Origin of the sequence: Halalkalibacter nanhaiisediminis (genome assembly GCF_007830185.1) — a bacterium.
GTDB lineage: Bacteria > Bacillota > Bacilli > Bacillales > Bacillaceae_D > Halalkalibacter > Halalkalibacter nanhaiisediminis.
This window is the reverse complement of record NZ_VLKZ01000005.1, coordinates 236,085-261,996: the sequence shown is the minus strand read 5'-3', so window position 1 is coordinate 261,996 and position 25,912 is coordinate 236,085. Positions and strand designations below refer to the sequence as shown.

31 protein-coding genes and 1 pseudogene are annotated in these 25,912 nt (G+C 37.2%); 9 read left to right on the top strand and 23 right to left on the bottom strand.

From position 1 onward, the window contains the following. Nucleotides 1-161 precede the first annotated feature (161 nt). On the bottom strand, nucleotides 162-743 hold the full coding sequence (locus IQ10_RS10845; RefSeq protein WP_144450528.1) for a hypothetical protein: 582 nt from the start codon (nucleotides 741-743) through the stop codon (nucleotides 162-164). A gap of 109 nt (nucleotides 744-852) precedes the next feature. On the opposite strand from IQ10_RS10845, the gene IQ10_RS10840 reads away from it, so the two are divergent. Then, nucleotides 853-1,239 carry a response regulator gene (locus tag IQ10_RS10840; protein ID WP_144450527.1) on the top strand — a complete coding sequence of 129 codons (387 nt, stop codon included), beginning with the start codon at nucleotides 853-855 and terminating at the stop codon, nucleotides 1,237-1,239. Nucleotides 1,240-2,082: 843 nt separating this feature from the next. On the opposite strand, the gene IQ10_RS10835 is transcribed toward IQ10_RS10840, so the two are convergent. After that, the gene (locus IQ10_RS10835) at nucleotides 2,083-2,781 is read right to left on the bottom strand and encodes a hypothetical protein (protein ID WP_144450526.1); all 699 of its coding nucleotides are present in this window, start codon (nucleotides 2,779-2,781) and stop codon (nucleotides 2,083-2,085) included. 249 nt (nucleotides 2,782-3,030) lie between these two features. Here IQ10_RS10835 and IQ10_RS10830 point away from each other — a divergent pair, with 249 nt between their 5' ends. The 3 genes from IQ10_RS10830 to IQ10_RS10820 all read left to right on the top strand — a co-directional run bounded on the left by IQ10_RS10830 (nucleotide 3,031) and on the right by IQ10_RS10820 (nucleotide 4,457). Continuing rightward, nucleotides 3,031-3,312 carry a hypothetical protein gene (locus IQ10_RS10830; RefSeq protein ID WP_144450525.1) on the top strand — a complete coding sequence of 94 codons (282 nt, stop codon included), beginning with the start codon at nucleotides 3,031-3,033 and terminating at the stop codon, nucleotides 3,310-3,312. A 418-nt stretch (nucleotides 3,313-3,730) separates the two neighbouring features. Further along, the gene (locus IQ10_RS10825; RefSeq protein WP_144450524.1) at nucleotides 3,731-4,225 is read left to right on the top strand and encodes a hypothetical protein; all 495 of its coding nucleotides are present in this window, start codon (nucleotides 3,731-3,733) and stop codon (nucleotides 4,223-4,225) included. Nucleotides 4,226-4,241: 16 nt separating this feature from the next. Continuing rightward, nucleotides 4,242-4,457 carry a hypothetical protein gene (locus IQ10_RS10820; RefSeq protein ID WP_144450523.1) on the top strand — a complete coding sequence of 72 codons (216 nt, stop codon included), beginning with the start codon at nucleotides 4,242-4,244 and terminating at the stop codon, nucleotides 4,455-4,457. Nucleotides 4,458-4,497: 40 nt separating this feature from the next. Here the strand turns inward: IQ10_RS10820 and IQ10_RS10815 are convergent, their stop codons facing one another. The 8 genes and pseudogenes from IQ10_RS10815 to IQ10_RS10780 all read right to left on the bottom strand — a co-directional run bounded on the left by IQ10_RS10815 (nucleotide 4,498) and on the right by IQ10_RS10780 (nucleotide 11,411). After that, nucleotides 4,498-4,794 carry a hypothetical protein gene (locus IQ10_RS10815; RefSeq protein WP_144450522.1) on the bottom strand — a complete coding sequence of 99 codons (297 nt, stop codon included), beginning with the start codon at nucleotides 4,792-4,794 and terminating at the stop codon, nucleotides 4,498-4,500. Between the two features lie 6 nt (nucleotides 4,795-4,800). Then, nucleotides 4,801-7,146, bottom strand: a complete 2,346-nt coding sequence (locus IQ10_RS10810; protein ID WP_144450521.1) for a hypothetical protein — start codon at nucleotides 7,144-7,146, stop codon at nucleotides 4,801-4,803. A gap of 307 nt (nucleotides 7,147-7,453) precedes the next feature. Then, nucleotides 7,454-7,843 carry a hypothetical protein gene (locus IQ10_RS10805; protein ID WP_144450520.1) on the bottom strand — a complete coding sequence of 130 codons (390 nt, stop codon included), beginning with the start codon at nucleotides 7,841-7,843 and terminating at the stop codon, nucleotides 7,454-7,456. Further along, nucleotides 7,840-8,112, bottom strand: a complete 273-nt coding sequence (locus IQ10_RS10800; RefSeq protein ID WP_144450519.1) for a helix-turn-helix domain-containing protein — start codon at nucleotides 8,110-8,112, stop codon at nucleotides 7,840-7,842. Before IQ10_RS10800 ends, IQ10_RS10805 begins: the two co-directional genes overlap by 4 nt. Nucleotides 8,113-8,483: 371 nt before the next feature. Beyond that, nucleotides 8,484-8,702 (bottom strand): annotated as a pseudogene (locus IQ10_RS10795) (RNA polymerase subunit sigma-70); the annotation flags it as partial. 99 nt (nucleotides 8,703-8,801) lie between these two features. Beyond that, complete coding sequence (locus IQ10_RS10790) at nucleotides 8,802-9,950, bottom strand: M20 family metallopeptidase (protein ID WP_144450518.1); 1,149 nt, start codon at nucleotides 9,948-9,950, stop codon at nucleotides 8,802-8,804. A gap of 179 nt (nucleotides 9,951-10,129) precedes the next feature. Further along, nucleotides 10,130-10,693, bottom strand: a complete 564-nt coding sequence (locus tag IQ10_RS10785; RefSeq protein ID WP_144450517.1) for a class F sortase — start codon at nucleotides 10,691-10,693, stop codon at nucleotides 10,130-10,132. 1 nt (nucleotide 10,694) lies between these two features. Then, nucleotides 10,695-11,411, bottom strand: coding sequence for a DUF4397 domain-containing protein (locus tag IQ10_RS10780; RefSeq protein WP_144450516.1), 717 nt, complete (start codon nucleotides 11,409-11,411; stop codon nucleotides 10,695-10,697). 480 nt (nucleotides 11,412-11,891) lie between these two features. Here IQ10_RS10780 and IQ10_RS10775 point away from each other — a divergent pair, with 480 nt between their 5' ends. After that, the gene (locus tag IQ10_RS10775; protein WP_199757415.1) at nucleotides 11,892-12,518 is read left to right on the top strand and encodes an NUDIX hydrolase; all 627 of its coding nucleotides are present in this window, start codon (nucleotides 11,892-11,894) and stop codon (nucleotides 12,516-12,518) included. A gap of 6 nt (nucleotides 12,519-12,524) precedes the next feature. Here the strand turns inward: IQ10_RS10775 and IQ10_RS10770 are convergent, their stop codons facing one another. After that, complete coding sequence (locus IQ10_RS10770) at nucleotides 12,525-14,027, bottom strand: MDR family MFS transporter (protein ID WP_144450515.1); 1,503 nt, start codon at nucleotides 14,025-14,027, stop codon at nucleotides 12,525-12,527. A 238-nt stretch (nucleotides 14,028-14,265) separates the two neighbouring features. Between IQ10_RS10770 and IQ10_RS10765 the strand changes: the two genes are divergently transcribed. The 3 genes from IQ10_RS10765 to IQ10_RS10755 are packed head-to-tail and all read left to right on the top strand — an operon-like array spanning nucleotide 14,266 to nucleotide 16,779. Beyond that, nucleotides 14,266-14,544, top strand: coding sequence for a hypothetical protein (locus tag IQ10_RS10765; protein WP_144450514.1), 279 nt, complete (start codon nucleotides 14,266-14,268; stop codon nucleotides 14,542-14,544). A 1-nt stretch (nucleotide 14,545) separates the two neighbouring features. After that, nucleotides 14,546-16,195, top strand: coding sequence for a sodium:solute symporter family transporter (locus IQ10_RS10760; protein WP_144450513.1), 1,650 nt, complete (start codon nucleotides 14,546-14,548; stop codon nucleotides 16,193-16,195). Nucleotides 16,196-16,212: 17 nt separating this feature from the next. Continuing rightward, nucleotides 16,213-16,779, top strand: coding sequence for a YIP1 family protein (locus tag IQ10_RS10755; RefSeq protein ID WP_144450512.1), 567 nt, complete (start codon nucleotides 16,213-16,215; stop codon nucleotides 16,777-16,779). A 165-nt stretch (nucleotides 16,780-16,944) separates the two neighbouring features. Here the strand turns inward: IQ10_RS10755 and IQ10_RS10750 are convergent, their stop codons facing one another. Beyond that, nucleotides 16,945-17,184: a YrhC family protein gene (locus tag IQ10_RS10750; protein WP_144450511.1), complete on the bottom strand. Its 240-nt coding sequence runs from the start codon at nucleotides 17,182-17,184 to the stop codon at nucleotides 16,945-16,947. Nucleotides 17,185-17,274: 90 nt separating this feature from the next. Continuing rightward, the gene (gene mtnN / locus IQ10_RS10745; protein WP_144450510.1) at nucleotides 17,275-17,970 is read right to left on the bottom strand and encodes a 5'-methylthioadenosine/S-adenosylhomocysteine nucleosidase; all 696 of its coding nucleotides are present in this window, start codon (nucleotides 17,968-17,970) and stop codon (nucleotides 17,275-17,277) included. Between the two features lie 119 nt (nucleotides 17,971-18,089). Here mtnN and IQ10_RS10740 point away from each other — a divergent pair, with 119 nt between their 5' ends. After that, the gene (locus IQ10_RS10740) at nucleotides 18,090-18,296 is read left to right on the top strand and encodes a YrzA family protein (protein ID WP_144450509.1); all 207 of its coding nucleotides are present in this window, start codon (nucleotides 18,090-18,092) and stop codon (nucleotides 18,294-18,296) included. 36 nt (nucleotides 18,297-18,332) lie between these two features. Here IQ10_RS10740 and IQ10_RS10735 read toward each other — a convergent pair whose 3' ends face one another. The 10 genes from IQ10_RS10735 to IQ10_RS10690 form a co-directional block, all read right to left on the bottom strand. Then, on the bottom strand, nucleotides 18,333-18,920 hold the full coding sequence (locus IQ10_RS10735) for a YrrS family protein (protein WP_144450508.1): 588 nt from the start codon (nucleotides 18,918-18,920) through the stop codon (nucleotides 18,333-18,335). 340 nt (nucleotides 18,921-19,260) lie between these two features. Further along, complete coding sequence (gene greA / locus IQ10_RS10730; RefSeq protein WP_144450507.1) at nucleotides 19,261-19,737, bottom strand: transcription elongation factor GreA; 477 nt, start codon at nucleotides 19,735-19,737, stop codon at nucleotides 19,261-19,263. A 216-nt stretch (nucleotides 19,738-19,953) separates the two neighbouring features. Further along, entirely contained in the window at nucleotides 19,954-20,589 is a 636-nt protein-coding gene (udk, locus tag IQ10_RS10725) for a uridine kinase (RefSeq protein ID WP_144450506.1), read from the bottom strand. Beyond that, the gene (locus tag IQ10_RS10720; RefSeq protein ID WP_144450505.1) at nucleotides 20,589-21,851 is read right to left on the bottom strand and encodes a peptidase U32 family protein; all 1,263 of its coding nucleotides are present in this window, start codon (nucleotides 21,849-21,851) and stop codon (nucleotides 20,589-20,591) included. The genes udk and IQ10_RS10720 overlap by 1 nt, the downstream gene beginning before the upstream one ends. Nucleotides 21,852-21,866: 15 nt before the next feature. Further along, nucleotides 21,867-22,799: a peptidase U32 family protein gene (locus IQ10_RS10715; RefSeq protein WP_144450504.1), complete on the bottom strand. Its 933-nt coding sequence runs from the start codon at nucleotides 22,797-22,799 to the stop codon at nucleotides 21,867-21,869. Nucleotides 22,800-22,841: 42 nt separating this feature from the next. Continuing rightward, nucleotides 22,842-23,480, bottom strand: a complete 639-nt coding sequence (locus tag IQ10_RS10710; protein WP_144450503.1) for an O-methyltransferase — start codon at nucleotides 23,478-23,480, stop codon at nucleotides 22,842-22,844. 83 nt (nucleotides 23,481-23,563) lie between these two features. Then, nucleotides 23,564-24,709, bottom strand: coding sequence for an endolytic transglycosylase MltG (mltG, locus tag IQ10_RS10705; RefSeq protein ID WP_144450502.1), 1,146 nt, complete (start codon nucleotides 24,707-24,709; stop codon nucleotides 23,564-23,566). A 125-nt stretch (nucleotides 24,710-24,834) separates the two neighbouring features. Further along, entirely contained in the window at nucleotides 24,835-25,134 is a 300-nt protein-coding gene (locus IQ10_RS10700) for a DUF1292 domain-containing protein (RefSeq protein ID WP_144450501.1), read from the bottom strand. A 21-nt stretch (nucleotides 25,135-25,155) separates the two neighbouring features. Further along, nucleotides 25,156-25,575, bottom strand: a complete 420-nt coding sequence (gene ruvX / locus IQ10_RS10695) for a Holliday junction resolvase RuvX (RefSeq protein ID WP_144450500.1) — start codon at nucleotides 25,573-25,575, stop codon at nucleotides 25,156-25,158. Further along, on the bottom strand, nucleotides 25,572-25,844 hold the full coding sequence (locus IQ10_RS10690) for an IreB family regulatory phosphoprotein (RefSeq protein ID WP_144450499.1): 273 nt from the start codon (nucleotides 25,842-25,844) through the stop codon (nucleotides 25,572-25,574). The genes ruvX and IQ10_RS10690 overlap by 4 nt, the downstream gene beginning before the upstream one ends. Between the last annotated feature and the right edge of the window lie 68 nt (nucleotides 25,845-25,912).

Here is a 25,912-nt window from a genome sequence, read left to right as displayed (position 1 = left end):
ACTAAATGAATAGTTTTTATAGAAAATCAAATGCCACAAGAGCTTTGACTCCTTTCGGCATTTGATTGAAATTCTTTTAAGTAACATCTAATTTTTATTTTTTACTGCTAATACACATATCACACACTACAAACTTTTTTATGTTTGAGACTTAAGTAACCTTATTCCTTTACCAGCCCTCCTAAATCAATAATTATATATTTATTTTCTTCTTTAATAAAAATCGCTTCTAATCTGTCTCCTATATCAAAACCCTTTTCTTTAAACTTACAGAATACTCCATCGAGTTTATCAATAACTGGTTGGGTACAATCAGAAAGGACCATTTTTTCAAGATAATCACCGTCTATATAATCCATAATAATAAAGTCGTGCTCTGTATTATCTTCGTAGTAATAAAAGGTAGGGATGAATCCTATTAAATCAGTATGTTTTATTATCTCTTTATAATTTAAAATATCAGCCTCAACCGAATAGGTTAGTACACCTTTATTAGAGAAAACCTCATTAAAGATCTCCTGCTCTTCTTTGTTCAAGCATACTTCTTGTTGTACAGGCTTAATTGATTTTAATATTCCTATCATTGGTGATTTTACACATAACATCCTTAATTCAATATCTTTAGGTCTTAATATCACCCCATTATTCCCAAATTTTAAGTCAAATTCTTTATCAATCTCTTCTTTTATCAAAGACTCTTTAAACAATTCCTTTAATTTTTGTACTTTATTTCTAAGTAACATGATTCTCCTCCACAATATTTATTTAATCTAAAGTAACACAAATTCGCTATAAAAAAGAAAGGAAGTAACAAATAAAATAAGCAATATCCATAAAGAAGGGAGGCTTGACATGTATCAAGTTTTATTTTGCGATGACAATGAAACTTTTCGAAATCAACTTTATAATATATTGAAAAAGTCAGGCAAATTTAAAGTACTTGGATTTGAGAGCGGTGGGGAATTAATTAGATTTTATAAAACAGAACCAAAGACAATTCAAAATGAACATCTAATATTTATTGATTGTGTGATGATTGATATGAGCGGATTTGATACACTGCAAAGAATTTTAGAATTTAATCCAGAGGCAATAGTTATTATGATGACAGGCAAACATCAAAAAAATATAATTGACGGAATTAAACTAGGTGCAAAATGGTTTATATGGAAGCCGTTCGAAGAAAAGAATATTAAAGAGGCATTGGGAAAGTTTAATTTTATCCGAGAAAACTTATAAATCTGCAAATGCTTCCATTATTATTTACTAACACTTTTTATGTAGTGATAAAAAAAGCCTCTGAATTTCATTCTGGGGCTTACAATTTATTATTATTACAAATAATAATATCATATTGAAAAAAGGGTTGCCGCAATCGTTATTTTGTGACAATCATTGAATCGAATTGAGACAGACATGTTGGAAGAAAAAATATTGCCAAACAATGTTTGAATGAAGAAAAATGACTGTGCCTCACATGTTGAATCGAATTCTATATATAACAATGGATGGTGTCTTCATTTGTGTGCGAGGTGTATGCAAAATATGCTTAAGGGCAATATTCAAAAAGTTTAGCAAGGTTTTTTGCCAAACTTTTTGAAACAACTTCAAATAATTAATGGATTAATATTCCATCGAGATTTTTAATTTTATTATAAATTTTAACCTTATTATCTACTTGCCACATTTGTAAAACACGATGTTAATATAGCAATGTATCTGACCTTTACTTTTGCCAAATCAAATGACGTTTTGCCAAGGGGTATGACGGTATTGCCAAACTATGTGACGTTTTACAGGAGTCATTCAGTGTTTTGATTAAATGTCGGTTAATCAGAGCGATGTTCAACGTGTTTAGCAGATTGAAATACTGAAATTTAATCGTTGCTTGAAAATCAATCGACACATTGACCATCTCAAGCGAGTTTTCACCCGTCTTAAACCGTATTAGGAAGCGAACGGACTTGATTAAGTCGCCAAGCCTGACACGGTCTCCCACTTCATAGCTGTCCAATAAATTGTTTCCGCTGAGTCGGACAGAACGCACCTTTTTTTCTTGATTTTTATTCGCAAGCGCAACACTTAAATAGTCGTTAATTTCGTGTCCGTCCTGGTTAATGCTGCTTTCGATATAATCAAGCAGAATGATCGTTTGTTTATCGAGCTGGAATTCATTTTCAACAACCGTGCTGTTTTTCTTTCTGCTGAACGAGAAGGGAAGGGAAGGAAAGACTTAAAAATTCTCGTCACGTGTTTTTTGAAGACTCTGTGTGTCGCATTGGATTGATTACGCTCCCCACATTGTACGTAGCAAAGGTTCGTAACAGAATCGAAAACCACATCAAAGGTTATTTTGCTTTCTTGGTCTCCACGTTTTTTCGTACCGCCGAATTCCATTTCCTCTTTATATTTTTCATACATAACAGGCACTTTCAACACGTTTTGATCAACAATGGTGACATCTCCTGCCCGTTTAATATACACATAAGAATCATTGAAGGACTTTTCCTGCTCAAAAGGCAGACAGGTTTCAATCTTATCTTTTAGGTTCACCAGCGCCATGCCGTCATTCAATTCATATTCAAAGACGAAGTTAGGGTATCCTCTTGAAATTGTTTGATCCAACACGTCAAAAATTCCGATAAGCAGATCCGTATCGATATCATTTGTCCGAAGGTAATTGGCTAAATCCTCCACACTGCCAATGGACGTTGAAACCTCATGATGCATCAGGAGGTACAATCGAACCACTTCCAGCTTTTTATCGGTTTCCTTATCCAACAAACTCTTGATTCGTTCAATTTCTGTCTCTATATTTAAAATTTACGTGGATGTTTCCACTGTTTCTTCTGCTGTTAATGTATCCATTTTTTTGCCCCCTGTCCGATAGGTGATGTCCTATAATTTTACCATATTATTATTTTAATAATATCAAATTTTGTAAAAATTATGGATATCACGGTACTTTATGACTATACATAGAAAAATTTGGACATAATAATACTAGACTACCAGAATAGAGGGATAAACGTGGAACTATTCAGCAAGCATAAAATCACACCATTTGAGAGCTTTTCGGAGTTAATGCTGCTTTGTGGATACATTAGAAATTCACTTGATGAAATGGCGGAAATCACAAGAATGGGAATGATGGTTTTCAGCAGGGAGGAGAAAATCTATATATTGAAAGCCAATTATGCAGATAATGAATTTTACATTTACAAAGAGGAAGATATGATGAATATCAAGCGTTTTCTTAGCTTAGATGAAGCAAAGGAATTTATTACTGATGGTTGTATTTATACGGATTAGAGGTCGCAAAAAGCAACTTCTAGCTCCCAAACATCAATATATTATGTAACATTAACTTCGCTTTTCCATCGTTTTAGCCCAAAAGGAATATTAAGAGTATTTTGCAATACACTAATATATCCAATATTATTTTTAGAAACGGTGGGCTAATTATGAGGTTTAAGAACTTCTATAAATTCAAACCCTATCTGTCTTTAAATGAAATGAATGAACTTTATCAATTGTATGAAACCATTCAATCATCAAACACCCCAATTTCCATCAAAACAAGATGTTATAACCATTACTCTCAGATAATTGAAACTTTAAAGATCAGAATTAAACATAATGAAAAAAATTTTGTACAGAATCCCTCAAATAACATTGTACCTATATGGTATAATAAAGGTAAATAATAACCATATTGAGGTAATGTAACGTGAACGCTTTAGATTATCTAGCATTATTTTTTAACAACAGCCTCGTCCTTTTATTTCTAACTATCCTGTTAACAGGCGTTCTAGCTGCTGAAGCCAGGGTAGCATTGGAAGTATTACATGTCCATCAAAAATTCAATTTGAACATTCTTGACGATGAATCAAAAAAATGGGTTCTAGGCAACAACCTTCGATTTAAAAGATATATCATTGGAATCACAACCGCTTTTATTGCTATCATCACATTAGCTAGAGAAATGGATCCCTTAAATCAAGCTGTTATAGGTTTGATAGCTGCGCTAAGCGGGAATACATTTATATTAAAGCAAATTGATGGAAACTTAGAATCAGCACTTGACTCACACTTAAAAGATAAGGCGAGCAGTGCTCTATTCGAACTAGAAAAAGTACTCGATGAACTTGCTAACCTTCCACCAGAAGATGAAATTCCTGAAACAGAAGAAGTACATGAAGAACCTAAACCAAAAACTGGTTGATGAGGGGTGCTAGAATATGAACAATAATTTAAACTTATTACAAAAAAATGCAAAGGTATATTTAACTGAAGCTGAATACCAACAGTTTGTAAAATTACTTCAGGATAGGCATAGTGATAACATTTCCATTCGCATGTATGCAAATGCTGAATTGTCTAAAATGGCAAGAATCCTGATGAAACAAGTCCGTTCTCAACGCAATAAAAGACCAAGAGAAATGTCACATGCATAAAAAAGCTAACCACCATGGGTTAGCTTTTTTTGATGTAACATTAGTATTTTTTTCCACCATTAAATCTCGTCATAATTTCCTTTTTAAACTCATTGTATAAGGCTTCTTTCACATCAATACCTTGAGATATCCAAGGATTTTTGCTCTTTGCCTTTATGTAACCATTAGAAAACCATCTTCTAATGGTTCGATCACTTTTGGATACATAATAGGCAATATCTTCTGTGGTGTATTCCGCTTGATCATCAATTTCTTCGAAAGCTAACTGTGGCATTAAATAATCAAGCGGTTCTCTCCCTTGCAACAAACATGTTACTAAAAACTCTTTATAAGTCATTCCTTATCATTCCCCAGCTATAATTTCTTTTTTTCTTCTTTCTAAATCTGTGATTTTACGATTTGTCTCCTCAATTTGTTCCCTTCTCTGTCCACCGCTAATGCCTTGTTTTTTAGCTTTTGATGGGATACGTAACACAGAGAGGTAACTTTCTAGTTTTGTTAGATTTTCCTCTATTTCTCCAAGAATTTCTCGTTCTTCGGCAGTTAGCTCTTTCTCCACTTTCTTTTCTTCTTGAATTATTGTTTTTTCTACTAAAACAGTTTCAATCGGATCATCTTCGAAAGCATCCAAATCACTCGCAACAGGATTAAATTGTTTTTCGTATTCTTTTAGTGCATTTTTCTCAAACGGAAAATTAAGTGCTGAATCAATCACATTGTAATACATCCATAAAGGAACAACATCTTGATAATGTTCTTCGTTTACCTTTCCTCTTGCTTGAATAAACGAATCATCAGCTTCTTGAATGGAATGTCTTGAATGAGTTTCAGCGACACGAAGTTTCCACTCATTCATCTTAGGGTTATCAATCCAAGTACGATTGACAATTAAATTGTTGACTGTATGTCTTGTTTCGTAAAAGGTGAAGTTATTCATCTGCTCTTCTGTTAGAAAGTCAAATGTATCACGGACTCTGAAGATCCATCGAAATAGCCCTTTTGGTGAGGCATAAGGTACGTCTGGATTGTATGAACTCCCCCTAAATAAATATCCTGTACCAATTCGATCACTTGCAGTTTTTTTGTAGAGCATCTTCAAATAGTTGTTGACCACTTCTACTAAAATAGGAACTGCCAATGTTCCGTAATGGGGAGAAGGAGAGTAATTACCTTTACTAATTTCTTCAGAAATGAGAATACGTCCCCATCCTTCTAAATCATTGACACTTGTTCGTTCAAAGTATGCTTCTCCATCTTTATTCAGTTTTATCTTGTATTTTTTCATCAACCCGAATTCTGAATGAGTTGGTTCTTTTTCAATATCCAAATGTTCGTCGATTTTCATTTGCCACATTTCGACTGGTCGAATACCAGCCATAAAGCCAATCAGAAGTTGAGCAGCGTATTTTGCTTGATCCTGTAATGTCCCAGGACGATTTTTAATTACACCTTGAAACATTTTTACAACTTGATCTCTTCTTGCGAAGACTTTCAATTTTTTATTTTCCTTTTTCACCTTAGGTGGTTTCTTCGGCAACTCTTTTAATGCACTTTCAAAACGAATTTTCATCAATTTTAATTTTGTCCACTCATCTTGGGCATTAAATGTAATTGAAGGATCAGATAAACTCCGTTCAAGCAGTTCATTATATTTTTCTTCTTCTTTCATTAGAATAAAATATAAGAAGGGAAGCAGAGCTCTCCGATAATTAAAACTTCCATTTCCCATGCCTGATATGACAGCCTTCATGTCTTCTTTCGTAAAACTTCGAACGTCAAGTTTTAGTTTCATAACCTTTTCACGTTCTTCTGGAGTTAACTGCCTGAGCATCAAAGTGCTTTTATTATACTCGTCAAAACCAACAATTCCAGCCCGATGACATTTCACTCGATAAAGTGCTCTTTGAATTATCTTTTTTTGTTCTTTAGCTGAATTGTCTTTTGTAAACTTGGCTTTCACGTAATCGACACCATCAAATGAAATGAAGTCATAACTTAAACGGTGTTGAATATAAGCATCTAATGAAATGACAACCTCATCATCCAGATACTCTACATAATCAGCTTTGGTTTCTTTTTGGACTTTTTTTCGTTCCAAAAGTTCATAGTAATTGTCTAACACCCATTTTTTATTCCAGCGATATCGAGTTAGCTTTACTTCTAACCATTCTTCTTCTGTAAGTTTATTAGTTAGTTGCTTATGAAGAGTGTTTACCGTTAATCCCTCTATGTTCAAAGCATCCTTAACTTCTGGTAGGGTCGAGTCATATTTCTGTAATAGATTTTCTATTTCCGATTCAATGAAAAGATATTTAACGCTTATTTTACTGGGCTCAAAATCTTTGCCCGCAACTATATAAGCAAACTTGGGAATCAAACCGCTTTGGATTGAACCCTCTATATCTTTAAAAGGTATTCCAGTTATCAAAGAAACTTCCTGTTGGCTAAGGAGTTTATACCCCTGCTTCTTTTCCAAATCGTTTTTTGTTGGTAAGAAGAATTCTTCCATCTTTCTTTTTATTGGATCTAAGGTGGCTCTTGGAATGTCTGTGTATCTCGCAAGACCAGACGTACCTTTTGTCCTGTAAGCTTCAACTAATTGTTGTACAGTATTGATTTTTTTTGACTGTAATCTAAGAATAGTCTTTTCGGAAAGATAGGATAATTCTTCTATTTTCATTTCTCCCATACAATCACCTCAGTACTAGTATGCTCAGACACTACGGACACTATACCAAGTTCTACGGTTCAAGTTCTCACAAACTTGTACCTTCTGACTTGTCATTATGTCCGCAGTGTCCGAGGCTTATAAAATAATATCCCCGCAATATTTTACTTACAGGGATTGAAGTTTTTCGATTATTCGGCTTCCTAATGATACGGCGCTTTATCAAAAAATTCCAATGGTAATTTCATGCAACGCTAAAAAGACACACCTCTTGGATGTGTCTTTTATTTCTCACTTTTAGATTTATGTCCTTCAAATAATGAACCCATTATGACGTTTGCTTTCTTAGTAGATAATCTATCAATATGTCAATTTCACTTCGAAGCTTTGTTAATTCCTTTAGTTGTTGCTCGTTTGACAATTTCATAAGACGCTCAAACGATTGATTTATTTCTCTTCTTGCTATTGAGGGCTTGTACACCTTTTTGGTTAATTCAAAAGTCTTTTTGTTTTTTTCTAACATGCTGATTAGTGTGGTGAGTTTTCCATAAGTAGAACAATAATTGCATTCCCAATTAGTTGTTGTTACATCCATTGCAATCTCAGTATCACAACTAAAGCAAGAGAAGATAATGGACCTTTGATCAAAGTAGTAATCGATTTTTTCACTTTTAAAAAATGAAAGAGCTAGAAGCCCCAACCCTTTTTTATGTTTCATTGCAACATATCTCTCACATTTGTCGGTCGAACAAAAGACTGCAACATAAAGTCTTTAAAATCACTTCCGTACACAACGTACTTACGATTATAGTTAAACGCTCTTATTTTTCCACTTTCGCAATATCTTCTCACCGACCGAACCGATACCCCCATTAATTCAGCCAAATCTTCAGGCATTAACGGCTCATCATCAGCAATGTTAGCAAGGTGCTTGGGCAATGATGGGTAGATACCTAGCATTTGTTCTTTATCCGTATTTAATTCCATGCAAACCTTCCTTTCTTTCCGTTTATGCTTATATGGCTATTATGTCCTTAAAAATTTTTATTTATACATCACTGAAATTATAAAGCTTTATATAGTAGAAACTCGTACAAAAATTATATTTTTATATTTTTAAATTAATAGAGTAGGAGTAAAAATATATTTTTACTTATTTTTTGATAAAAAATAGGTCACTAAAAGATGACTTGCTCAAACATTTATTTTCTATATGTATCATAATAAATGTAAAGTATGATTGCCTCGATGTTCAATGGCTTTCTCATAATGTAATCTCCTTCGTATGATGATAAAACTCGCTAATATTAGGAATCCAACCTCTGCTTTTTGACATCGCGTTGTGTTTATAATGTGTTAACAATGTGTGCTACAAGCCTCAAGTTATGTTCAATAAGCAGGTTACGGGCTTCCTCATCTCCCTCCTGCATGAGCATTAAGTATTTACGTTCATCTTCTCTTTTGAGTGGCTGCGGAAACGCATTGTTTTTGACATAAGAGACAAAGACAATGACTTCCTTCACGAAATACGAAATCGCCGCAAGGAATCCTGACACGAAATCACCCCCAATATTCATTACTTCATACTTATGTCGAATTGGGCTTGGTCGTGTCTGTACATGTGGAAAAGATTTAAATGGTTCTGTTATAGAGGGCACAAAAAAACCTGCACATTACTATGCAAGTTTCTTCTCTTTATCCTTCACAAGCTTTTCAATTACTTTTGCAAGTAAGAGCGTTCGCTCGGTTAATGAAGGGATGTCTAAATATTCTTTTTCGCTATGTGCGTTTCCGCCAATAGGTCCTAGTCCGTCAATAGTTGGAATACCCATTGCTGAGGTAAAAGAAGCGTCAGAGCCGCCGCCTGTTTTTGTATCTTTGATTTCCATGCCAAGCTCGGCGCCGACTTTTTTGACGACATTAAAGAGCTTTTCTATTTTTTCATTTTTCACCATTGGTGGTCTGCTCATATCACCTGTTAACTCAATTTCAGTTCCGCTTACATCGGACTTTGCACACATTTCTTCTATTTTATGTTCCATCTCTTCTGCCTGCTCCATTGTTGCCACACGTACATCAAGATGACCAATCGCAATGGCAGATACTGTATTGACCGCATTTCCACCTTCAATGATCCCGACATTGACTGATATGCCGTGTTCATGATCATTCAATTCGTGGAGCTTTACAATCTTATGAGCAAGCTCCTCTATTGCACTACGTCCTTTTTCAGGCTCTATTCCAGAATGAGCAGCCTTTCCATGTACTTCAATTGTAAAACGTCCACTGCCTCGTCTTTCTGTCACAAGAGAACCGTCACGACGCGCTGGCTCCATCACGAGGGCATATGATTTCCCTTTTGCTTCTCTCTCAATAATTCGTCTCGAAGTTAGGGAACCAATCTCTTCATCGCTATTAAAAATGACTTGTACATGTTGGTAAGCTGTTGATCCACACTCCTTTAAATAACGAAGAGCATAAATAACAGAGACAAGACTTGCTTTCATATCAATCACACCAGGACCATATGCACGACGATCTTTTATTGTGAAGGGCCGCTTTGTAACCGTACCTTCTTCAAAAACGGTATCCATATGACCGACAATTAAAATTGATGCATGACGTTGCTTAGGATGTCTAATAATAAGATGATTTCCAACTTCCTCCTGTGGTATGACCTCAATGACATAACCGAGGTCTTGAAAATAGGGAATAAGCTCTTGACCTACTTTATTTACTCCTGCTTTGTTCTTTGAGCCACTATCGATGTTGACAAGTTTCTCAAGTAACAGAAGCATGTCTGATTCTTTTGACAAAACGTCCATCTTCCCCTTACCCTTTCTTTCTAATGGATCTCCATCTTTATTCTTTTTTTTATTATATGCGTATACTAAGCTATATTTTCTTGTATTTTTGCCTAATTTGCAAGGGGAGAAATTAGCATATCACTAAGAAAAAATAGATTTTTTAAAAAATAATGAAAACCAAAATAGACAAGCCATCGTCATGCTTGTCTATTAATAGGGTCATAAGAATGAGACTCGCCAACTCGTCTTGCTCGGACAACTAAACGATGAGAATGCGTTTGTTCCCTACGACTATAGTAGCCATCACATGTCACAAGCTGTAGATAAGATCCACTATTCATCTTAAACACTTGCTCAACCTTTGCCGCGTTTTTATTGAATGATTTCACCTCTTCTACTTCAAACATGAGAATGTTGTTATGCTTATCCACTATATAAACCATTTCACCTACTTTTAATTCCTTTAGCGAATAAAAAATAGCAGGTCCTTCATAATCATCGAAATGCCCAGAAAGAACAGCACTACCACGTCCTCCTGGATTTGTACCTTCCTTATACCAAAAGATTGTATCACCATCACTCGGCAGTTGTGCTAACTCATCACCACTCACCCCTACAATAGGAGCTTCAATTGACAAAGAAGGTATTTTTAATAATCGAGGCTCTGTTCCTGTGATACTTATTTCCGATTGAACAACAAAAGGAGTATATAATATCTGTAGATAAAGGAGACATGAGACTACTATTAAACCATGCTTCATGTTAACGAATTTCAGATGCACCACCCAGACCTGTCTTTGGTAGATTCTCTGGTGTAGGCATTTGATCAGTCAAAAGTAGAATGTCAAATTCAGGAGAACCATTTAACAAACCGACAGCAAGAGCAGTATAAACAGTCCCTTCTTTTAATGCTAACCCTGAAAGCTCCGTCACAATCTCATCTGACTGGGCCTCTGTGATCACTAAATCATACGTACTTGGATTAATCTCGACATAATCTGATGTATTCGCATAAGTTACATTTTGGAATAACAAATCTCCAGCTAGAGTAGAGATATAGACATCAGGTGTATCTGGGGAAAAATGCGCTACACGAATTTTTGTTTTCCCTTCCGCTAACGTTTGATCATCAACCATTGCAGCTAATGTAATCGATTCAACTTCTCCAATAGCCGCCACTGTGTATTTTTCCCCAGCCTCCACCGTTATTTCTTCTTCAGCCAGAGATGTATCCCGATCACCTCTTGGAAAGATTTCAATGTCGTGCTTACCACTAGGAAGTTCTATATATTCACTAACATCTGTATATTCAAGCGCTTCAAGCAAAAGCACTTGATCAACATAAATATCAACTGCTGGTGCATCTGGTGTAGCATGGACAATTCTGACCATTGCATCCATCGACTCTTGTGCGGATGTCAATCCAGCAAATGAAATCATCAATAGAAAAAAAAGACTTAAGCTTATGATTTTTTTCATTTTCCCATCTCCTTATTGTTTCTTACACCATTTAGATTCCCCTTTCAAAAGATCGAACTATGCAAAAACCGATACAAAAAAGAGATGGGATTTTATGTATTTCACAAAATGCTAATAACAGCTATCATTTCCTCGGAAATAGCAGAGTTTTGTCAGCTTAACTGCACAAAAAAAATGAGCGATTCGATATTCGAACCGCCCGCAATGGGGGAGAGTAGAGAGAACATTTTGGGAAGCAAGGTCAATGACCTTTCCTATATTTAATGTACCTTACTCCACTTTAAAATTCAGTGTTTTTGTTACATCATCTAACAGGAAAATAATGATAATTGTTCATGATAAGTTGTTTTTTCAAGAGGAAGGCATGAAATATGATATACTTTTTTAAAACCAATTACTTATTTCGTGATTCTAAAGAATAAGATCTTTTACTTGTTTATCCATTCATTCGAACATCTTTCTACTGGGGGGTTCTGCGTAATGATTGATCTTTCGCATATTCAAAATCAGCTTGCTGGAAGAACAGCTGGTATTATTGGACAGGACCAAGGCAAGCATGCAGCTGTTATTCTTCCTCTTGTGTACGACGATAATGAACTATCGATTTTATTTGAAGTACGTGCTCATCACCTAAATAGTCAACCAGGTGAAATTTGTTTTCCTGGTGGAAGAATTGACTCAACTGATCCAACACCTAAATTAGCTGCTATACGTGAATTAACGGAAGAATTGGGTGTAACAAACGATGACATTAACTTGATTGCTCCACTAGATATTCTTGTTACACCATTTCGCGGTATTATTTACCCATTTGTTGGTCAATTAAAAAGTATTGAAGCGATTCAACCGAATCACCAAGAGGTGGATCATATCTTCACGGTACCTCTTTCCTTTTTATATAATTATGAACCAGAACGTTTTGATATGGGTCTTCGTTTTGAGCCTGAAAGCAATTTCCCCCTTCAGAAAATCTCTAATAGTCGAGCCTATTCAAGCAGCCGAAAAAGTCTCATTCCAGAGATCTTCTATTACTATCAGGACTATGTCATTTGGGGTCTAACAGCTAGAATTTTAACGCATTTTATTGAATTAACAAAACCAAGATAAGCCTGCCTAGCTATCTTGGTTTTCTTTTTGAACGTGATCTTTAGGCAAAAGGGAAATAAACAAGAAGCTGATTATCGCTAATATAAAGAGAGCAATAAAGACAGTCGATAAACTCCCTGCTAGTCCAGCTTGAAGAAGTTGTTGTTCATTTACTGTTAACGCCGTCCTGCCTTCTGCTTCCAATAGCACATTTACGGCATCAATAGATGGCTCAATTCCTAAACTAGCTCCTTCCTGTTCAAGAAAGGCACGTAATCGACTATTTAAAATACCACCTAACAAGGCAACACCTACAGCACCTCCTAATAAGCGCATAAACATATTCATTGCCGTCGCCTCTCCTCTAACATTCCAGGACACACTTGATTGAATTGACACGATAAATGTTGTTGTTGAAAAACCCATTCCTACCCCTAGCATGAATGAGCCAAATCCCGCCCAAAGAGGATGGTTTATGTATGGAAGAGTAAAAAAGCAAATGGACCCAATGACAAGAGCAAATCCTCCAATTAATGCTGTGACGCGAAAGCCTGTTTTCAGCATCATCTTTCCTGCTATCGTTGAAGAAATTGGCCATCCAATCGAAATCACTGTAAGGGTTAGTCCTGCAACTAATGGAGTTTGACCAAGAACCCCTTGAACATAGGTAGGAAGAAAACTTGAAACGGCAAGTAACATTGCTCCTGCAGAAAAGGAAGCTAAATTGGCATATCTGATTTCTTTCTTCCTCCATAAAGATAATGTCATCATTGGTTCTTTAACCTTTTTTTCATGAAGGATAAACCAAACAAAACTCCCAATCGAAAGACAGACTAACAGCAATAGTTGAGGTATTGACAATCGGGCCGTGCCATCAAATTGCACTAATACGAACATGATGGAAGCGATTGATACAAATAAAAGAAAGGATCCACCAAAATCAATAGACCTTTTCTTCTTTTCCACCTTTTCATGCAGGAAAAAAATAACGATAGCTGCCGATATAATGCCAAATGGAATATTTATCCAAAAAATCCACGACCAATGAGCATATTCAATAAAAAATGCTCCGAGAAGTGGGCCTAAAATCGCCGAAATACCCCATATGCTTGCTAAATAGCCTTGAATGTTAGCCCGCTCTTCCTTTGTATACATATCCCCCACAATCGTCGTCGCGATAGGCTGGACGGCACCTGCCCCCATTCCTTGGAGAAAGCGACTGATGATTAATACTTCCATTGACCAAGCAAAACCACATAATAAAGAGCCTAGAAGAAAAAGACCAATTCCAATCGAGAAAATTAATTTACGGCCATATAAATCTGCTAACTTTCCGTAAAGTGGAATCATCACCACTTGCATTAATAAATAAGAAGAAAAGACCCAACTAAAAAGAGAAAACCCTCCTAAGTCAGCGACAATTCCCGGCATCGCAGTTGCGACAATGGTCGCTTCAACAGCTGCCATAAACATTGCAAGCATAACAGCTGCTAGTACAAGAGGTCTTTTCGTTCCCTTTGATTTCGACATTTATGTATTCTCCTTTCTCTAAAATCTTATAATTTTCTCAATATTTGATCTTTACATTCATTTATGCATGATGTAATTTTAATATAGATTATAGAAGGCTGTAACCAAAATATAAGAGAAAAGGAGGCTTGTTGCTTTTATTAAACCTAGGTCAGAACGCAAATCATTATGAGCGACTGTTCAGTTTCTTTTAACGTTCAATTATGAAAGCGTTATCAACTATGAAGGGATGATTCAAGTGGGCGCATACAAAAAAGAAGTATGGTTTACGATTATCATGTCATTGCTATTTCTCGTATCAGGACATATGGGTGTTATTTTTTCAATATTCCCCGTAGAAGGAACGTTATTTGGTTTTCCGATTATATACATAGTTCCGATCCTTTTCGGGTGGTTCGGTGTGCTTTTCCTTACAGTGATTGCTGGGAAAATTGGTAATCACATTGACGATGCTATTGAAAAAGAAAATCAACTCGAACAAGCTTCGGATAACAAATCAGAAAAAGGAGTGAGCTAAGGTGGAAGAACAAGTATGGCAGTTATCTAATCCAATTATCGGTATTATTTTTGTTGTTTTGACCTTTGCCCTCTTCTATGTGGTTGGTTGGATGTCCAATCGTTCTAGTAAATCAGTAGAAGACCTTTACGCTGCTGGTGGTGGTGTTGGCCCCATCACAAATGGTCTTGCCATGGCATCAACATACATGAGTCTAGCTACATTCCTAGGTATAACTGGACTAATTTTAAACCTACAAGCACCGTTTGTTTTACTCTGGATTCAAATGATACTTGCCATTCCTTTGATTACCATTATTTACGGAACAAGCCTTAGACGAATGGGCGCCTTTTCTCCGACTCACTTCATCCGTGAGCGTTACGGTGTAAAGGCTTCAATTATTGCCGCATTATTTATGATTCTCGTTTCGATTATGTATGCACTTGGTCAAATGATTGGGATTGCTGTTACATTTGAAACATTACTCGGTATCCCTTATTTAACAGGGCTGATTGTAGGTGGAATACTCATTATTGGGTACGTTACAATTGGTGGTATGTCTGGTGCAACAAATAACGCAGCGATTCAAATGGTCATCATTGCGCTTATGTTTATTGTTCCACTTGGTGCCATCATGAAAGCAATGGGTAGTAGCGGTTGGTATTTCCCACCACTATTATATGCTGATATGGTTCCAGCCATGCTTGAAGCAATGCCAACTTTCTTTGACTATGAATATTCAACAAAATGGTATTTTTCTATTATTCCTGCGTTAACACTTGGCTCCCTTGGCTTACCTCACTTGGCAATGAGAATTTACACAGCTTCTAGCTTAAAAAGCGCACGCCAAGCAATGGTTTGGTTCGCTCTTGTACTTGGTTTAGTATTTTCTGCTACGTATGCAATGGGATTTGCAGGTGTGTATTTCACACAAACTCAAGGTGTTGCAATTTCTCAGGCAGATGCAGATAAATTAACAATCATCCTAAATTTAGTCTACAATCCTGAATGGGTAACAGCTCTTGTTATCGCTGGGGCCATTTCAGCTGGTTTATCAACATTAAGCGGTAACTTACTTGCAATCGGTGCTCTTATTTCACAAGACATCGTCACAACATTACGTCCAACCCTGACAAATAAAATGAAAGTTCGTCTCGGTTATTTTTCAATTGCTTTTGGAGGCATCGTCAGTGTGTTACTTGGTATTAATCCACCTGACTTTCTTGTCGTCAGTATCCTCTGGGCATTTGGTCTAGCTGCTGTCACAAACGCACCACTCATTTTAATGGGTGTCTGGTGGAAAGAAGCAAATAAGTACGGTGCCATCGCTGCATCAATCGTTGGTGGAGGTCTTTATATTGTCGTATCTCCATTTGTCTTTCCATCCATTGTTGTAAGCGGAGACGCTTTAACGGATGGTATGGGGCTCTCTGGATCCATGCTCGCTGTCCCTGTCAGCTTCATTCTTTTAATAGTTGTTTCATATATTACAAATCGAATGCCTTCTCTTCAGAAGCATTTAACAACGTCTGCTGACCATCAGCTCATTGAACGAATTCACGGTTGGAATAATGTCAATCCAACTCGTTATAATAGTACATTTGGCGCTGTCGTCATTACCGTTCTTTCTGCATTCGTTGTTGTTTGGGCAATACTGCCATGGAATCTCTAGTATAGGTGTTGATAATCATGATGAAGCAATTGTCGCGTGCCTTGTTTTTTGATAAAGAGGCGATGAAGCTTCTAGCAAATGACGCAAAAACGAATCGATTAGGCCTCTTGCTCATTCTTTTTCTTGGAATAGCATACGGACTCTTTTCTGTTCAAGTAAATGCTGATTACGTCGGAAGCTTTGAATCAGATTTATTACGGAACCTTGTTGTACCTTTTATTTTCATTTTTTTTGGCTTCTTGACGATGATTTTGACACGCCTCGCTCTCACATTATTATTATGGGCTGGGGCACGAGGCTTTGGTGGACCAGGTTTCATGAAATCATTTTATCGCCTTTCGAGTATTATTCTTGTCCCTAGTGTACTTGCGATGCCTGTGTTAATTGGCTTACAAGCTGGTTTGGAAATAAGCCTCCTTACATGGCTTTTGCTTATTCTAGGATTCATTTGGATTTACATACTTGGTGTAAAAGCTATGGAAGCAACCCAATCGTTTATCGGAATACGTGCATATGGATCTGTCCTTGTGATGCTTCTATTCTTTACCTGCATTTTTTACTTAACGATCCCACCAAGCGAATAAGACAAGCGCAGGCGCCTTGGCAGCGAGCTAAAAGTGCTGGAAGACTGTCAAGGTGTTGCCGCAGCCATTTACAAACGGAAGCACCCTCGAGCGGCTAGGCTGCTTGTGCTAGGCATCATAAAAAGAGCAACGCCATGTCAGAAGCTGACATGGCGTTGTTTATCATTAATGACTTTCTTCATACAGTTGCTTTTCTGCTTTTATCGCAATTCGGTGAGAGATCGTAGCTAATATTAATGTAACAAATACCCCACCGATAAACATTCCTGGTATCTCCTTAACTAGCCCTTCAGACGGAACGAAAAGCCCGATAAATAGAAACATACTTAACGATAATAAAATAAAACCAAAACGTTTATAATCATCGACTTTGTCTTTAAGTTGTTTAAACTTTTTATCTTCCATTTATCTTCCTCCTACTCTCCTTTTCATTCTAGCATCTTTTTCTTTAAGTAGAAGCTGTAATGTCAGTTAATAGAGGAAGAGTATGCCAGTTTAAGCTGATAATGCTTCAATCATTAATAGTACTTGCTTTGCTGAGTTAACAGACGCTGTTTCAAGAAACTGGTCATAGGATACCTTTGCGTCACTACCTGCAATATCTGATAACGAGCGAATAATGACAAAAGGAATGTCAAACTGATGACAAACTTGAGCAATTGCTCCAGCTTCCATCTCAGCACAATACGGGTTGTTAAAGCGTGTTTTTAATTCCTCTACACGACTATGATCACTCATAAAAGAATCACCTGAGAGGATTAAACCAGTGACAGCGTGAATGCCAACTTTCTCTGCTGCTTTTTTGGCTACTTCCATTAATTCTGCATTTGGTTCGTAGTATGCTGGCATTTGCGGAACCTGTCCGAATTCATAGCCAAATACAGTTGCATCTACGTCGTTATAACGTACTTCTGTTGAAATCACGATATCTCCGACTTTTAAAGATTCGTTAAAACCACCCGCAGAACCTGTATTAATAATGTGATCTGGTTGAAAAAGCTGAATAAGAAGCGTCGTTCCAATAGCAGCATTCACTTTCCCAATCCCTGATTTTAATAAAATAATATCCGTTCCATTGATTGTCCCTTGATGAAACTCACAACCAGCTATAGCTGTATCTTCGCGTTTCTCTAATTTTCCTTTAATTAATTCTACTTCCTCATCCATTGCGCCAATAATTCCAATTTTCACAGCTAACATCCTTTCATATATCTGTCTCAGCTTATTATACATGTTCGATAACACTGTTTCACATATTTCTTTTTAACCTTTTCTTTGCTATGATGAGCTTTGAAAAGGAGGGGGTACACATGTCTATTCAACTTGAACGCATTGAAGATAAAGTCGAATTTTTTGAGGCTTCCGATATGAGGACTCTTGAGCAAAAAATTAGTGAGCAAATTGAAAATAATAAGGTCTTACTCTTACACGTCTATTCTGTACAACACAGCATCTACATTCATCCAAAAACAGAACAGCCTGTCTACACAGCAAATGTTCATTTCAAAGCAAAATAAAGAGGCTGATGTTCTTCAGCCTCTTTTAAGATTGCATTATAATTCGCGCTTTTCTACTGGCATCCAGCCTTGGCCATCAACCCATTCAATGTACACTTCAAATCGTTGATCCTGGGTATTCCGTTCACTGACGACGCCTCGGGCCCTCGTTGGACTACCACCATTTTCCAAGCGCCAGATAACCATATCTTCAATCCCTGTCGCATAACGAATCGCTTGCGTCATTTCAGCCCAGTTCGTACTTGAGCTATCAAAATTTGGAGTGAATTCACCTGATTGAGATGTTCCAATTGGTTCCCACTCCCCGTCTGGCACAGGCTCTAATTCCTCATCCGCTTCTTCTTCATTAAGTTCATCATTAGCTAGCTCATCTTCATCTATACGGTCCTCAGAAACTTCTTCTTCTGAACTATTTGGTTGAATTGGATCTGGTACAGCCTGTTGCTCTGTATCTTCAATTACCTCTGATTCAGCCTCTGGATCAACCGCTGCATCCTCTGATGATGATCCAAAAAAGATTTGGGCTCCAAATACAAGGATTAGAATGACAACGACGCCAATCGCCACATTTAGAATCCGGTTCATACGTTGTTTCTTACGTTGTTCAAAACGATGCCCTTGCATATATTCACACTCCTTTGATCCTCACTCTTTCTATCGTATTATACAAGAATATCAGAAAGATGGCGAGTTCGCCTTTGAGACTATGTCTATATGACTAAGATCAATAACATGAATTGACATATCTTGAGATTCATGATAAATAAGTAAATCGTAATATGAAAGTGGTTTAATCCCTTCTCCTTCTAGCTCCATTTCATTAAATATGCGAATATATTGTGATCAAACAAAGATTGAAAAAAGGCAACGATAAATGGATATCGTTACCGAAGTCAATAATTGTTTCCTTCTTTAAACACAAAAAACTGCTCTAAATCATAGAGCAGTTTTTCCACAAATTCACTTAACGAATATCAATAATTTTAATTTCCATTTCGCCACCTGGTGTATTCACAATAACTTGATCGTTAACCCCTTTTCCAAGTAAGCTTTGTGCCATAGGTGAATCGTTTGAAATCTTTCCTTCAGCTGGATCTGATTCCGCACTACCAACTATCGTATATTCTTCTTCATCTCCATTTGGTAACTCGATAAATTTAACGGTTTTACCAAGTGAGACAACGTTTGCACTAGTTGCCTCGTCTTCGATCATGACCGCATTACGGATCATTTTCTCAAGTTGAATAATACGACCTTCAACGAATGCTTGCTCTTCCTTTGCTGAATCATATTCAGAGTTCTCAGAAAGATCACCAAAGCTACGAGCAATTTTTATCCGCTCAACGACTTCTTTACGTCGTTCTGTCTTCAAGAATTCAAGTTCTTCTTCAAGTTTACGTTTTCCGTCCATTGTCATATAATGCTTTTTCTCTTCTGCCATGTCTTTCACTCCTCATATCCTACTGTTTAAATAAATAATAGTGTTTAGAATTATTTCAATACATATGTAGATTAAGAACTCGGTTAGACCGAGTTCTTAGAAATCCCTTACACGTATAAAGAGAAGCAAGGTTTACAAACATTTAATTTGTAACAATCTCTTTTTGTTCTTATACATATTTAAAACTGATTGTAAAACCTTACTTTTCTTATGCTATTACAAAATGGCTTTTTCTTCAATAATTGCACGAATTTTTGTCACCATAAGATCAATAGCGACACGATTCTGGCCACCTTCAGGTACGACAATATCAGCATAACGCTTTGTCGGCTCGATAAATTGCAAGTGCATTGGTCTAACAACTGACGTGTACTGCTCGATTACAGATTCAATGGAACGTCCTCTGTCCTGAATGTCACGTACAAGACGTCGGATAATCCGAATATCCGCATCTGTATCAACAAACAGCTTAATGTCCATCATATCACGAAGACGCTCATCTTCTAAAATGAGAATGCCTTCCACAATGATGACATCTTTTGGATCAATCACAACGACAGCATTTGATCGTGTATGCTCCTTATAATCATAGATAGGCTTCTCAATGCCTTTTCCCTCTGAAAGCATTTGAAGATGCTGAAGAAGTAAGTCATTATCAAATGCTAATGGATGATCATAATTCGTTTTCAATCGTTCTTCAAACGCAAGATGACTTTGGTTCTTATAATATGCATCTTGTTCAATTAATACGATTGATTGTTCATTAAATTGGTAAAAAATTTCTTTTGCCACGGTCGTCTTACCAGAGCCAGTTCCTCCAGCGACACCGATAATAACTGGTTTTGTTGCCATTACCTTACCTCTTTACGCATCATGTTTTGTGGGTAGACAGGCTTGTCTACCTTAAAACGAACAATTTGAAGTGGATGACGGGCAGCATCAATCTCATTCCCATCTTCATCCCAAATGACATCAACCTTTTGAACGAAATTATTGATCTCTGGTCCAAAAAACTCAACCTCATCACCTGACTTGAAATGATTACGTTGTTGTAGCGTAACGATCGATGTTTCTTCGTCATATGAAAGCACTTGTCCAGCAAAATCAAACTTTGTCCGTTTCGGATGATTGCCATACATTTGTTCTTCAAAAGTCGGCTTTCCTTCAAAGAATTGTGGTGCAAAGTCACGGTTTGCACATTTTTCAAGCTCATCTAACCATGCTTTATCGATTTGGAAGTTATCAGGATCAGCACAGTATGCGTCAATGACCTTACGATATACACTCGTAACAGTTGCAACATAGTGAATTGATTTCATTCTTCCTTCCACTTTCAAGCTATCAATTCCTGCTTCAATAAGCTTTGGAATAGCCTGAACAAGATTTAAATCCTTCGGGCTCATTGTATATTTCGCATCATTGTCATTGAAAAGAGCTTTTTCACCATTTTCATTTGTTTCGTATAGATCATATTCCCAGCGACACGATTGACAACAGCCACCACGATTGGAATCACGTGCTGTCATGTGATTACTTAGTACACAACGCCCAGAATACGAAATACACATCGCTCCATGAACAAATGTTTCAATTTCAATATCAACATTTTTCTTCATTTCAAGCATTTCTTCAAGCCCTACTTCACGAGCAAGCACGACACGATGAAGGCCTTCTTCTTTCCAATACTTAACTGATAGCCAGTTACTTAAAGATTGCTGTGTACTTAAGTGCACCTCTACTTTAGGAGCTACTCGTTTACACGTCTCTATAATTAATGGATCAGCGACAATAATCCCTGTTACACCAACCTCTTGTAGACCTTGTAAATACTCTTCTAATCCGTCCATATTTTCGTTATGTGCATAAATATTCGTTGTCACATAGATTTTTGCCCCGTACTTCTTAGCAAATTGAACCCCTTCACGCATATCTTCTAATGAGAAGTTATCAGCGTTCGAGCGCAGACCAAATTCTCGTCCACCAATATAGACAGCATCAGCACCGTAGTGAACCGCGACTTTCAACTTTTCAAGATTTCCTGCTGGAGCTAACAATTCTGGTTTTTTTGTAATAATCCGTTTACCTTCTTTTGTTCGTTCTGCAATTGCCGACATGAATATCCTCCTTTCTTAATAGACCGTTTCTTTGAAAAAGAAACCTGTATCAAGCTTTCTATATTGTGGTTGAATCTCTTCGATTGTTTCTACATACTGTTCTTTACGCTCTTCATACTTCTCACGATTATCCACACATAGATCAATCGCTTCGCGGTAAAGTGCTGTTACTTTTTCCATGTATTCTGTTGATTTTAAGATGCCATCAATCTTGAAGCTGTCTACTTCAGCATCAATTATTTCCTCTAACTCATCAATAATACAAATATCATTTGGGCTCATAATATGTGTGCCATTGGCGTCTTCATAAATTGGGTAACGCGCATCACGTTCCTCATCAAATAAAAGCATATTACGATCCTTATCGCGACGCTCTACCTCTAATTTCTTACCTTGAAATTGCATGTAATTTCCGATCAATGTCCGCTTTGACTGGAACATACAAGTCATTCCATGTACCTGTACTTCCACTTCTACTTCGGCATTTTCCTTAATCTCTACAATCTCATCCATGCTTAATTCACGAGCAAGGACAGCACGCTTTGCCCCTTTACGTCCCCAATAATTAGCTGTAAACCAGTTTGTAGCTGTCGTCTCTGTGTTCCAATATAGCTTCATGTCAGGAGCTACTTCACGTACAGTCATAAGTACAGCTGGATCACCAAAAACAATTGCGTCTACAGCTACTTCTTTTAAAAATGAAACATAATCAGCAAGTTCCCTAACAGTTTCATTATGAAAAAGTGCGTTCATTGCTACATACACTTTCTTTCCTCTTTCATGAGCAATCGCTGTTGCCTGCTTGATCTCTTCGCGTAAAAAATCTCCAGGCAAACGAAGTCCATAACGTTCCTCACCGATAATAATCGCATCAGCACCTGCATCAAATAAGCGAGTAACCGCATCAAGATCCTTTGGCGTTACGAGTAACTCTGGCTTCTTCCCCATATCGTCACCTTCTTTAATAAATTGTAATTTAACAACCTCAAACTACTTTTTAATACTCACAGCTAGGCCATCCCCAACAGGCAAAATTCTCGTTTCATAGTCTGGGTGCTCCATGAGCCATTTATTGTATCGTTGGATCTTGCTAGCTAGATTCCGCAAGCGTTTGTTGTCAATATCCTCTTCTGCAACAAGACCTCGAAATAAAACATTATCTGAAAAGATCACTCCGCCTTTTTTGACGAATTGACCATACATTTCAAAAAAACGTTGATACTGCCCTTTTGCGGCATCAATAAATAATACATCAAAAAGGGGCTCTGATTCAAGTATTTGAACCAAATCAAGCGCATCACCAAATTTAACCTCTATCTGATTTGACAAGTTAACAGTTGAAATATTGATCAGCGCCTGGTCATAACGTTCCTGATCACGTTCAATTGTGATAATCGATGCTTCTGGCAGAGCTTGTGCCATCCGAATGGATGAGTATCCAATCGCTGCACCAATTTCTAGGATACGCTTAGAATTGATTAATTTAAGCTGGTGAAGGAGGCTTTCCATTCCGACTAAATCCATAATGGGAACTTCGTGCTCTTTTGCATATGCTTCGATTTGCTCCACTTCTTTACTACGTGCTGGGATTAGTGATTTCAAATAATCCTCCACTTGTTTCGTAATCATTCTTTCACTCCGTTCAGTTAGATCTTGCACGGAAAAGAGGGTGTGCCACTGGCACATCCTCTTCTTAACGTTCAACTTTCTTCTTACTCTTCTTCTCCTGCTTGACCTTCCACCCATTCATTCCGATACATCTGATGGGTTTCATTATGCTTCTCATATGTTTCATTGTAAATGACTTCACCATTAAAGCGTGCATAGAAGTAGAGATAGTTCGTCTTCTCAGGTCTTAAAGCAGCCTGAATGGAATCTTCCCCAGGACTCGCAATTGGTCCAATTGGAATTCCTTCATAACGATACGTATTATAAGGAGAATCGATATCTAAATCAGCATACGTTGTCATATAACGATGCTCATTAAGTGCATAAGAAACGGTCGGATCTACTTGTAGCATCATTCCACGATCTAAGCGATTATAAAGCACGCCAGATATTAAATAACGATCTTCTGATGTTTGCGCTTCACGCTCAATAATGGAAGCGAGTGTCATAATTTCGTGAATCGTGTATTCACTGTCCTCTAAATCAGTAGCTAATGTATCGACAACTACTTGTGTTCGATCTAGCATGGCCTCGACAACTTCTTCAATCGACGGTTTCTCGACCATAAAATCATAGCGCGCAGGGAATAAATACCCTTCTAAAGGATAGCGAATTTGCTCATTTAAAATGTCGTCTGTTAGCATCGAGTATTGGTCAATTAAGCCTTCAATATACTCACGGTCTGTTAAAACATCCATTACTTCTTCATGTGAGTGACCCGTCTCACTCGCAATGATCTCTGCAACATCCACAAGCCAGCGACCTTCTGGTACAGTAAACACCAACTCAGGATCTTGAACAACTCTTCCATCTTTAAGTTCAGCAATCAGTTGATCCATTGTCATGCCTGTTGATAATGAATAATCACCGGCTTGGAATCCAGACTCATTTTGATAACGGACATAATAACGAAAGAGAGTTCCACTTCGAATAAGCCCCTCATCCTCTAATATTGTTCCAATTTGATTAGCTGTTGATCCAATTGGAATCGTTACTTCTATCTCTTGTGGGTTTTCCTCATTAACGGGTCCTAACGCATTTGATATATAAAAATAGCTAGAAATCAGTACAATCGTCCCGATAATGAAAAGTCCAATTACACAAAAAAAGACGATCTTTCTCACAATTTTCGCCTGAGAAACTCGTTCTTCATATAAAGCATTTCGTGGTTTTTCGTTGGAATTAGACATCAATACCCTCCTTCCATCATTTTATTATACTACATTTTTACAAAATGTCAGTAAACAATTAGCTTGAAACTAGATAAATATAAAAAAACCAGCTACCTCTTAATTGGTAACTGGTTCTTCATATCTTATTCTTCTTCCTCTTCAGCTGAGAACGTATTTAGCATCTCCTCAACCATTTCCCATTCTTCATCTGTCTCAACTGGGAACAAAGCAATATCACTATCTTCTTCTTCGCGATCTTCATAACGGAAAGCGAATACTTCTACTTCCTCGTCTTCATCATCGTCGCTTTCATCTCCAGCAGGAGTGACTAAAATATATGACTTTCCTGTCTCATCAACAGTAAATTTGAATAACTCATCAAATAAATGCTCATCCCCGTTTTCATCAGGAATGACAATACGTTCTTTTTCTTCTTCTGCCATCGTAATTCTACCTCTTTTCAATTAGTTTCCTTTGTGATCAAGATACCCTTGCAAAATCATCACTGCTGCCATCTTATCAATGACTTTTTTTCTTTTTTTCCGACTGACATCCGCTGAAATAAGCATGCGCTCTGCTGCAACGGTCGTTAAACGTTCATCCCACATCTTAATCGTGCACGTGACATGCTTACTTAATTCATCAGCAAATGCCTGGCTTCGTTCACCACTTGATCCAATCGTTCCGTTCATATTTTTCGGCATTCCGATCACAATCGTATCGACTCCGTACTCCTTCACAATCTCTGATATAGCTTCGAAGTCTTTGCCTGGTTGTTCTTCATCTCGTCTTATTGTATCAAGACCTTGTGCTGTCCAACCAAGCTCATCACTCAGAGCCATTCCGATTGTTTTCGTCCCTACATCTAACCCAAGTGCTCTCATTCATTCTCCTTACGGTGCTGTGATAAATAAGACTTTACTAACTCTTCAATCAGTTCATCGCGTTCAAGCTTTCGAATGAGTGTACGCGCATCCTTATGACGTGGAATGTACGCAGGATCTCCTGAAAGTAAATAGCCCACAATTTGATTAATCGGATTGTAGCCTTTTTCCTCAAGTGACTCATATACAGAAAGGAGTACCTCTTGGACATCAACATCAACGGAATCATCTGGAAAATTAAATTGCATTGTTTTGTCCATAGAGCTCATCACAAACACCTCTTTCATTCTTTGCTATAAACAATCTTTTTCGAGACATTGAGTATAGCTCGTCTTAC

What these genes read in the sequence shown, in the direction of transcription:
- IQ10_RS10775 (WP_199757415.1), top strand. Translation starts at nt 11,892, where the DNA reads ATGATTGATCTTTCGCATATTCAAAATCAGCTTGCTGGAAGAACAGCT.
- IQ10_RS10805 (WP_144450520.1), bottom strand. Translation starts at nt 7,843, where the DNA reads ATGAAACATAAAAAAGGGTTGGGGCTTCTAGCTCTTTCATTTTTTAAA.
- IQ10_RS10735 (WP_144450508.1), bottom strand. Translation starts at nt 18,920, where the DNA reads ATGCAAGGGCATCGTTTTGAACAACGTAAGAAACAACGTATGAACCGG.
- IQ10_RS10780 (WP_144450516.1), bottom strand. Translation starts at nt 11,411, where the DNA reads ATGAAAAAAATCATAAGCTTAAGTCTTTTTTTTCTATTGATGATTTCA.
- IQ10_RS10770 (WP_144450515.1), bottom strand. Translation starts at nt 14,027, where the DNA reads ATGTCGAAATCAAAGGGAACGAAAAGACCTCTTGTACTAGCAGCTGTT.
- IQ10_RS10790 (WP_144450518.1), bottom strand. Translation starts at nt 9,950, where the DNA reads ATGGACGTTTTGTCAAAAGAATCAGACATGCTTCTGTTACTTGAGAAA.
- greA (WP_144450507.1), bottom strand. Translation starts at nt 19,737, where the DNA reads ATGGCAGAAGAGAAAAAGCATTATATGACAATGGACGGAAAACGTAAA.
- IQ10_RS10800 (WP_144450519.1), bottom strand. Translation starts at nt 8,112, where the DNA reads ATGGAATTAAATACGGATAAAGAACAAATGCTAGGTATCTACCCATCA.
- IQ10_RS10840 (WP_144450527.1), top strand. Translation starts at nt 853, where the DNA reads ATGTATCAAGTTTTATTTTGCGATGACAATGAAACTTTTCGAAATCAA.
- IQ10_RS10740 (WP_144450509.1), top strand. Translation starts at nt 18,090, where the DNA reads ATGTCTATTCAACTTGAACGCATTGAAGATAAAGTCGAATTTTTTGAG.
- IQ10_RS10845 (WP_144450528.1), bottom strand. Translation starts at nt 743, where the DNA reads ATGTTACTTAGAAATAAAGTACAAAAATTAAAGGAATTGTTTAAAGAG.
- IQ10_RS10815 (WP_144450522.1), bottom strand. Translation starts at nt 4,794, where the DNA reads ATGACTTATAAAGAGTTTTTAGTAACATGTTTGTTGCAAGGGAGAGAA.
- IQ10_RS10690 (WP_144450499.1), bottom strand. Translation starts at nt 25,844, where the DNA reads ATGAGCTCTATGGACAAAACAATGCAATTTAATTTTCCAGATGATTCC.
- mltG (WP_144450502.1), bottom strand. Translation starts at nt 24,709, where the DNA reads ATGTCTAATTCCAACGAAAAACCACGAAATGCTTTATATGAAGAACGA.
- IQ10_RS10810 (WP_144450521.1), bottom strand. Translation starts at nt 7,146, where the DNA reads ATGGGAGAAATGAAAATAGAAGAATTATCCTATCTTTCCGAAAAGACT.
- udk (WP_144450506.1), bottom strand. Translation starts at nt 20,589, where the DNA reads ATGGCAACAAAACCAGTTATTATCGGTGTCGCTGGAGGAACTGGCTCT.
- IQ10_RS10785 (WP_144450517.1), bottom strand. Translation starts at nt 10,693, where the DNA reads ATGAAGCATGGTTTAATAGTAGTCTCATGTCTCCTTTATCTACAGATA.
- IQ10_RS10700 (WP_144450501.1), bottom strand. Translation starts at nt 25,134, where the DNA reads ATGGCAGAAGAAGAAAAAGAACGTATTGTCATTCCTGATGAAAACGGG.
- IQ10_RS10820 (WP_144450523.1), top strand. Translation starts at nt 4,242, where the DNA reads ATGAACAATAATTTAAACTTATTACAAAAAAATGCAAAGGTATATTTA.
- IQ10_RS10755 (WP_144450512.1), top strand. Translation starts at nt 16,213, where the DNA reads ATGATGAAGCAATTGTCGCGTGCCTTGTTTTTTGATAAAGAGGCGATG.
- IQ10_RS10715 (WP_144450504.1), bottom strand. Translation starts at nt 22,799, where the DNA reads ATGGGGAAGAAGCCAGAGTTACTCGTAACGCCAAAGGATCTTGATGCG.
- IQ10_RS10710 (WP_144450503.1), bottom strand. Translation starts at nt 23,480, where the DNA reads ATGATTACGAAACAAGTGGAGGATTATTTGAAATCACTAATCCCAGCA.
- IQ10_RS10750 (WP_144450511.1), bottom strand. Translation starts at nt 17,184, where the DNA reads ATGGAAGATAAAAAGTTTAAACAACTTAAAGACAAAGTCGATGATTAT.
- ruvX (WP_144450500.1), bottom strand. Translation starts at nt 25,575, where the DNA reads ATGAGAGCACTTGGGTTAGATGTAGGGACGAAAACAATCGGAATGGCT.
- IQ10_RS10720 (WP_144450505.1), bottom strand. Translation starts at nt 21,851, where the DNA reads ATGTCGGCAATTGCAGAACGAACAAAAGAAGGTAAACGGATTATTACA.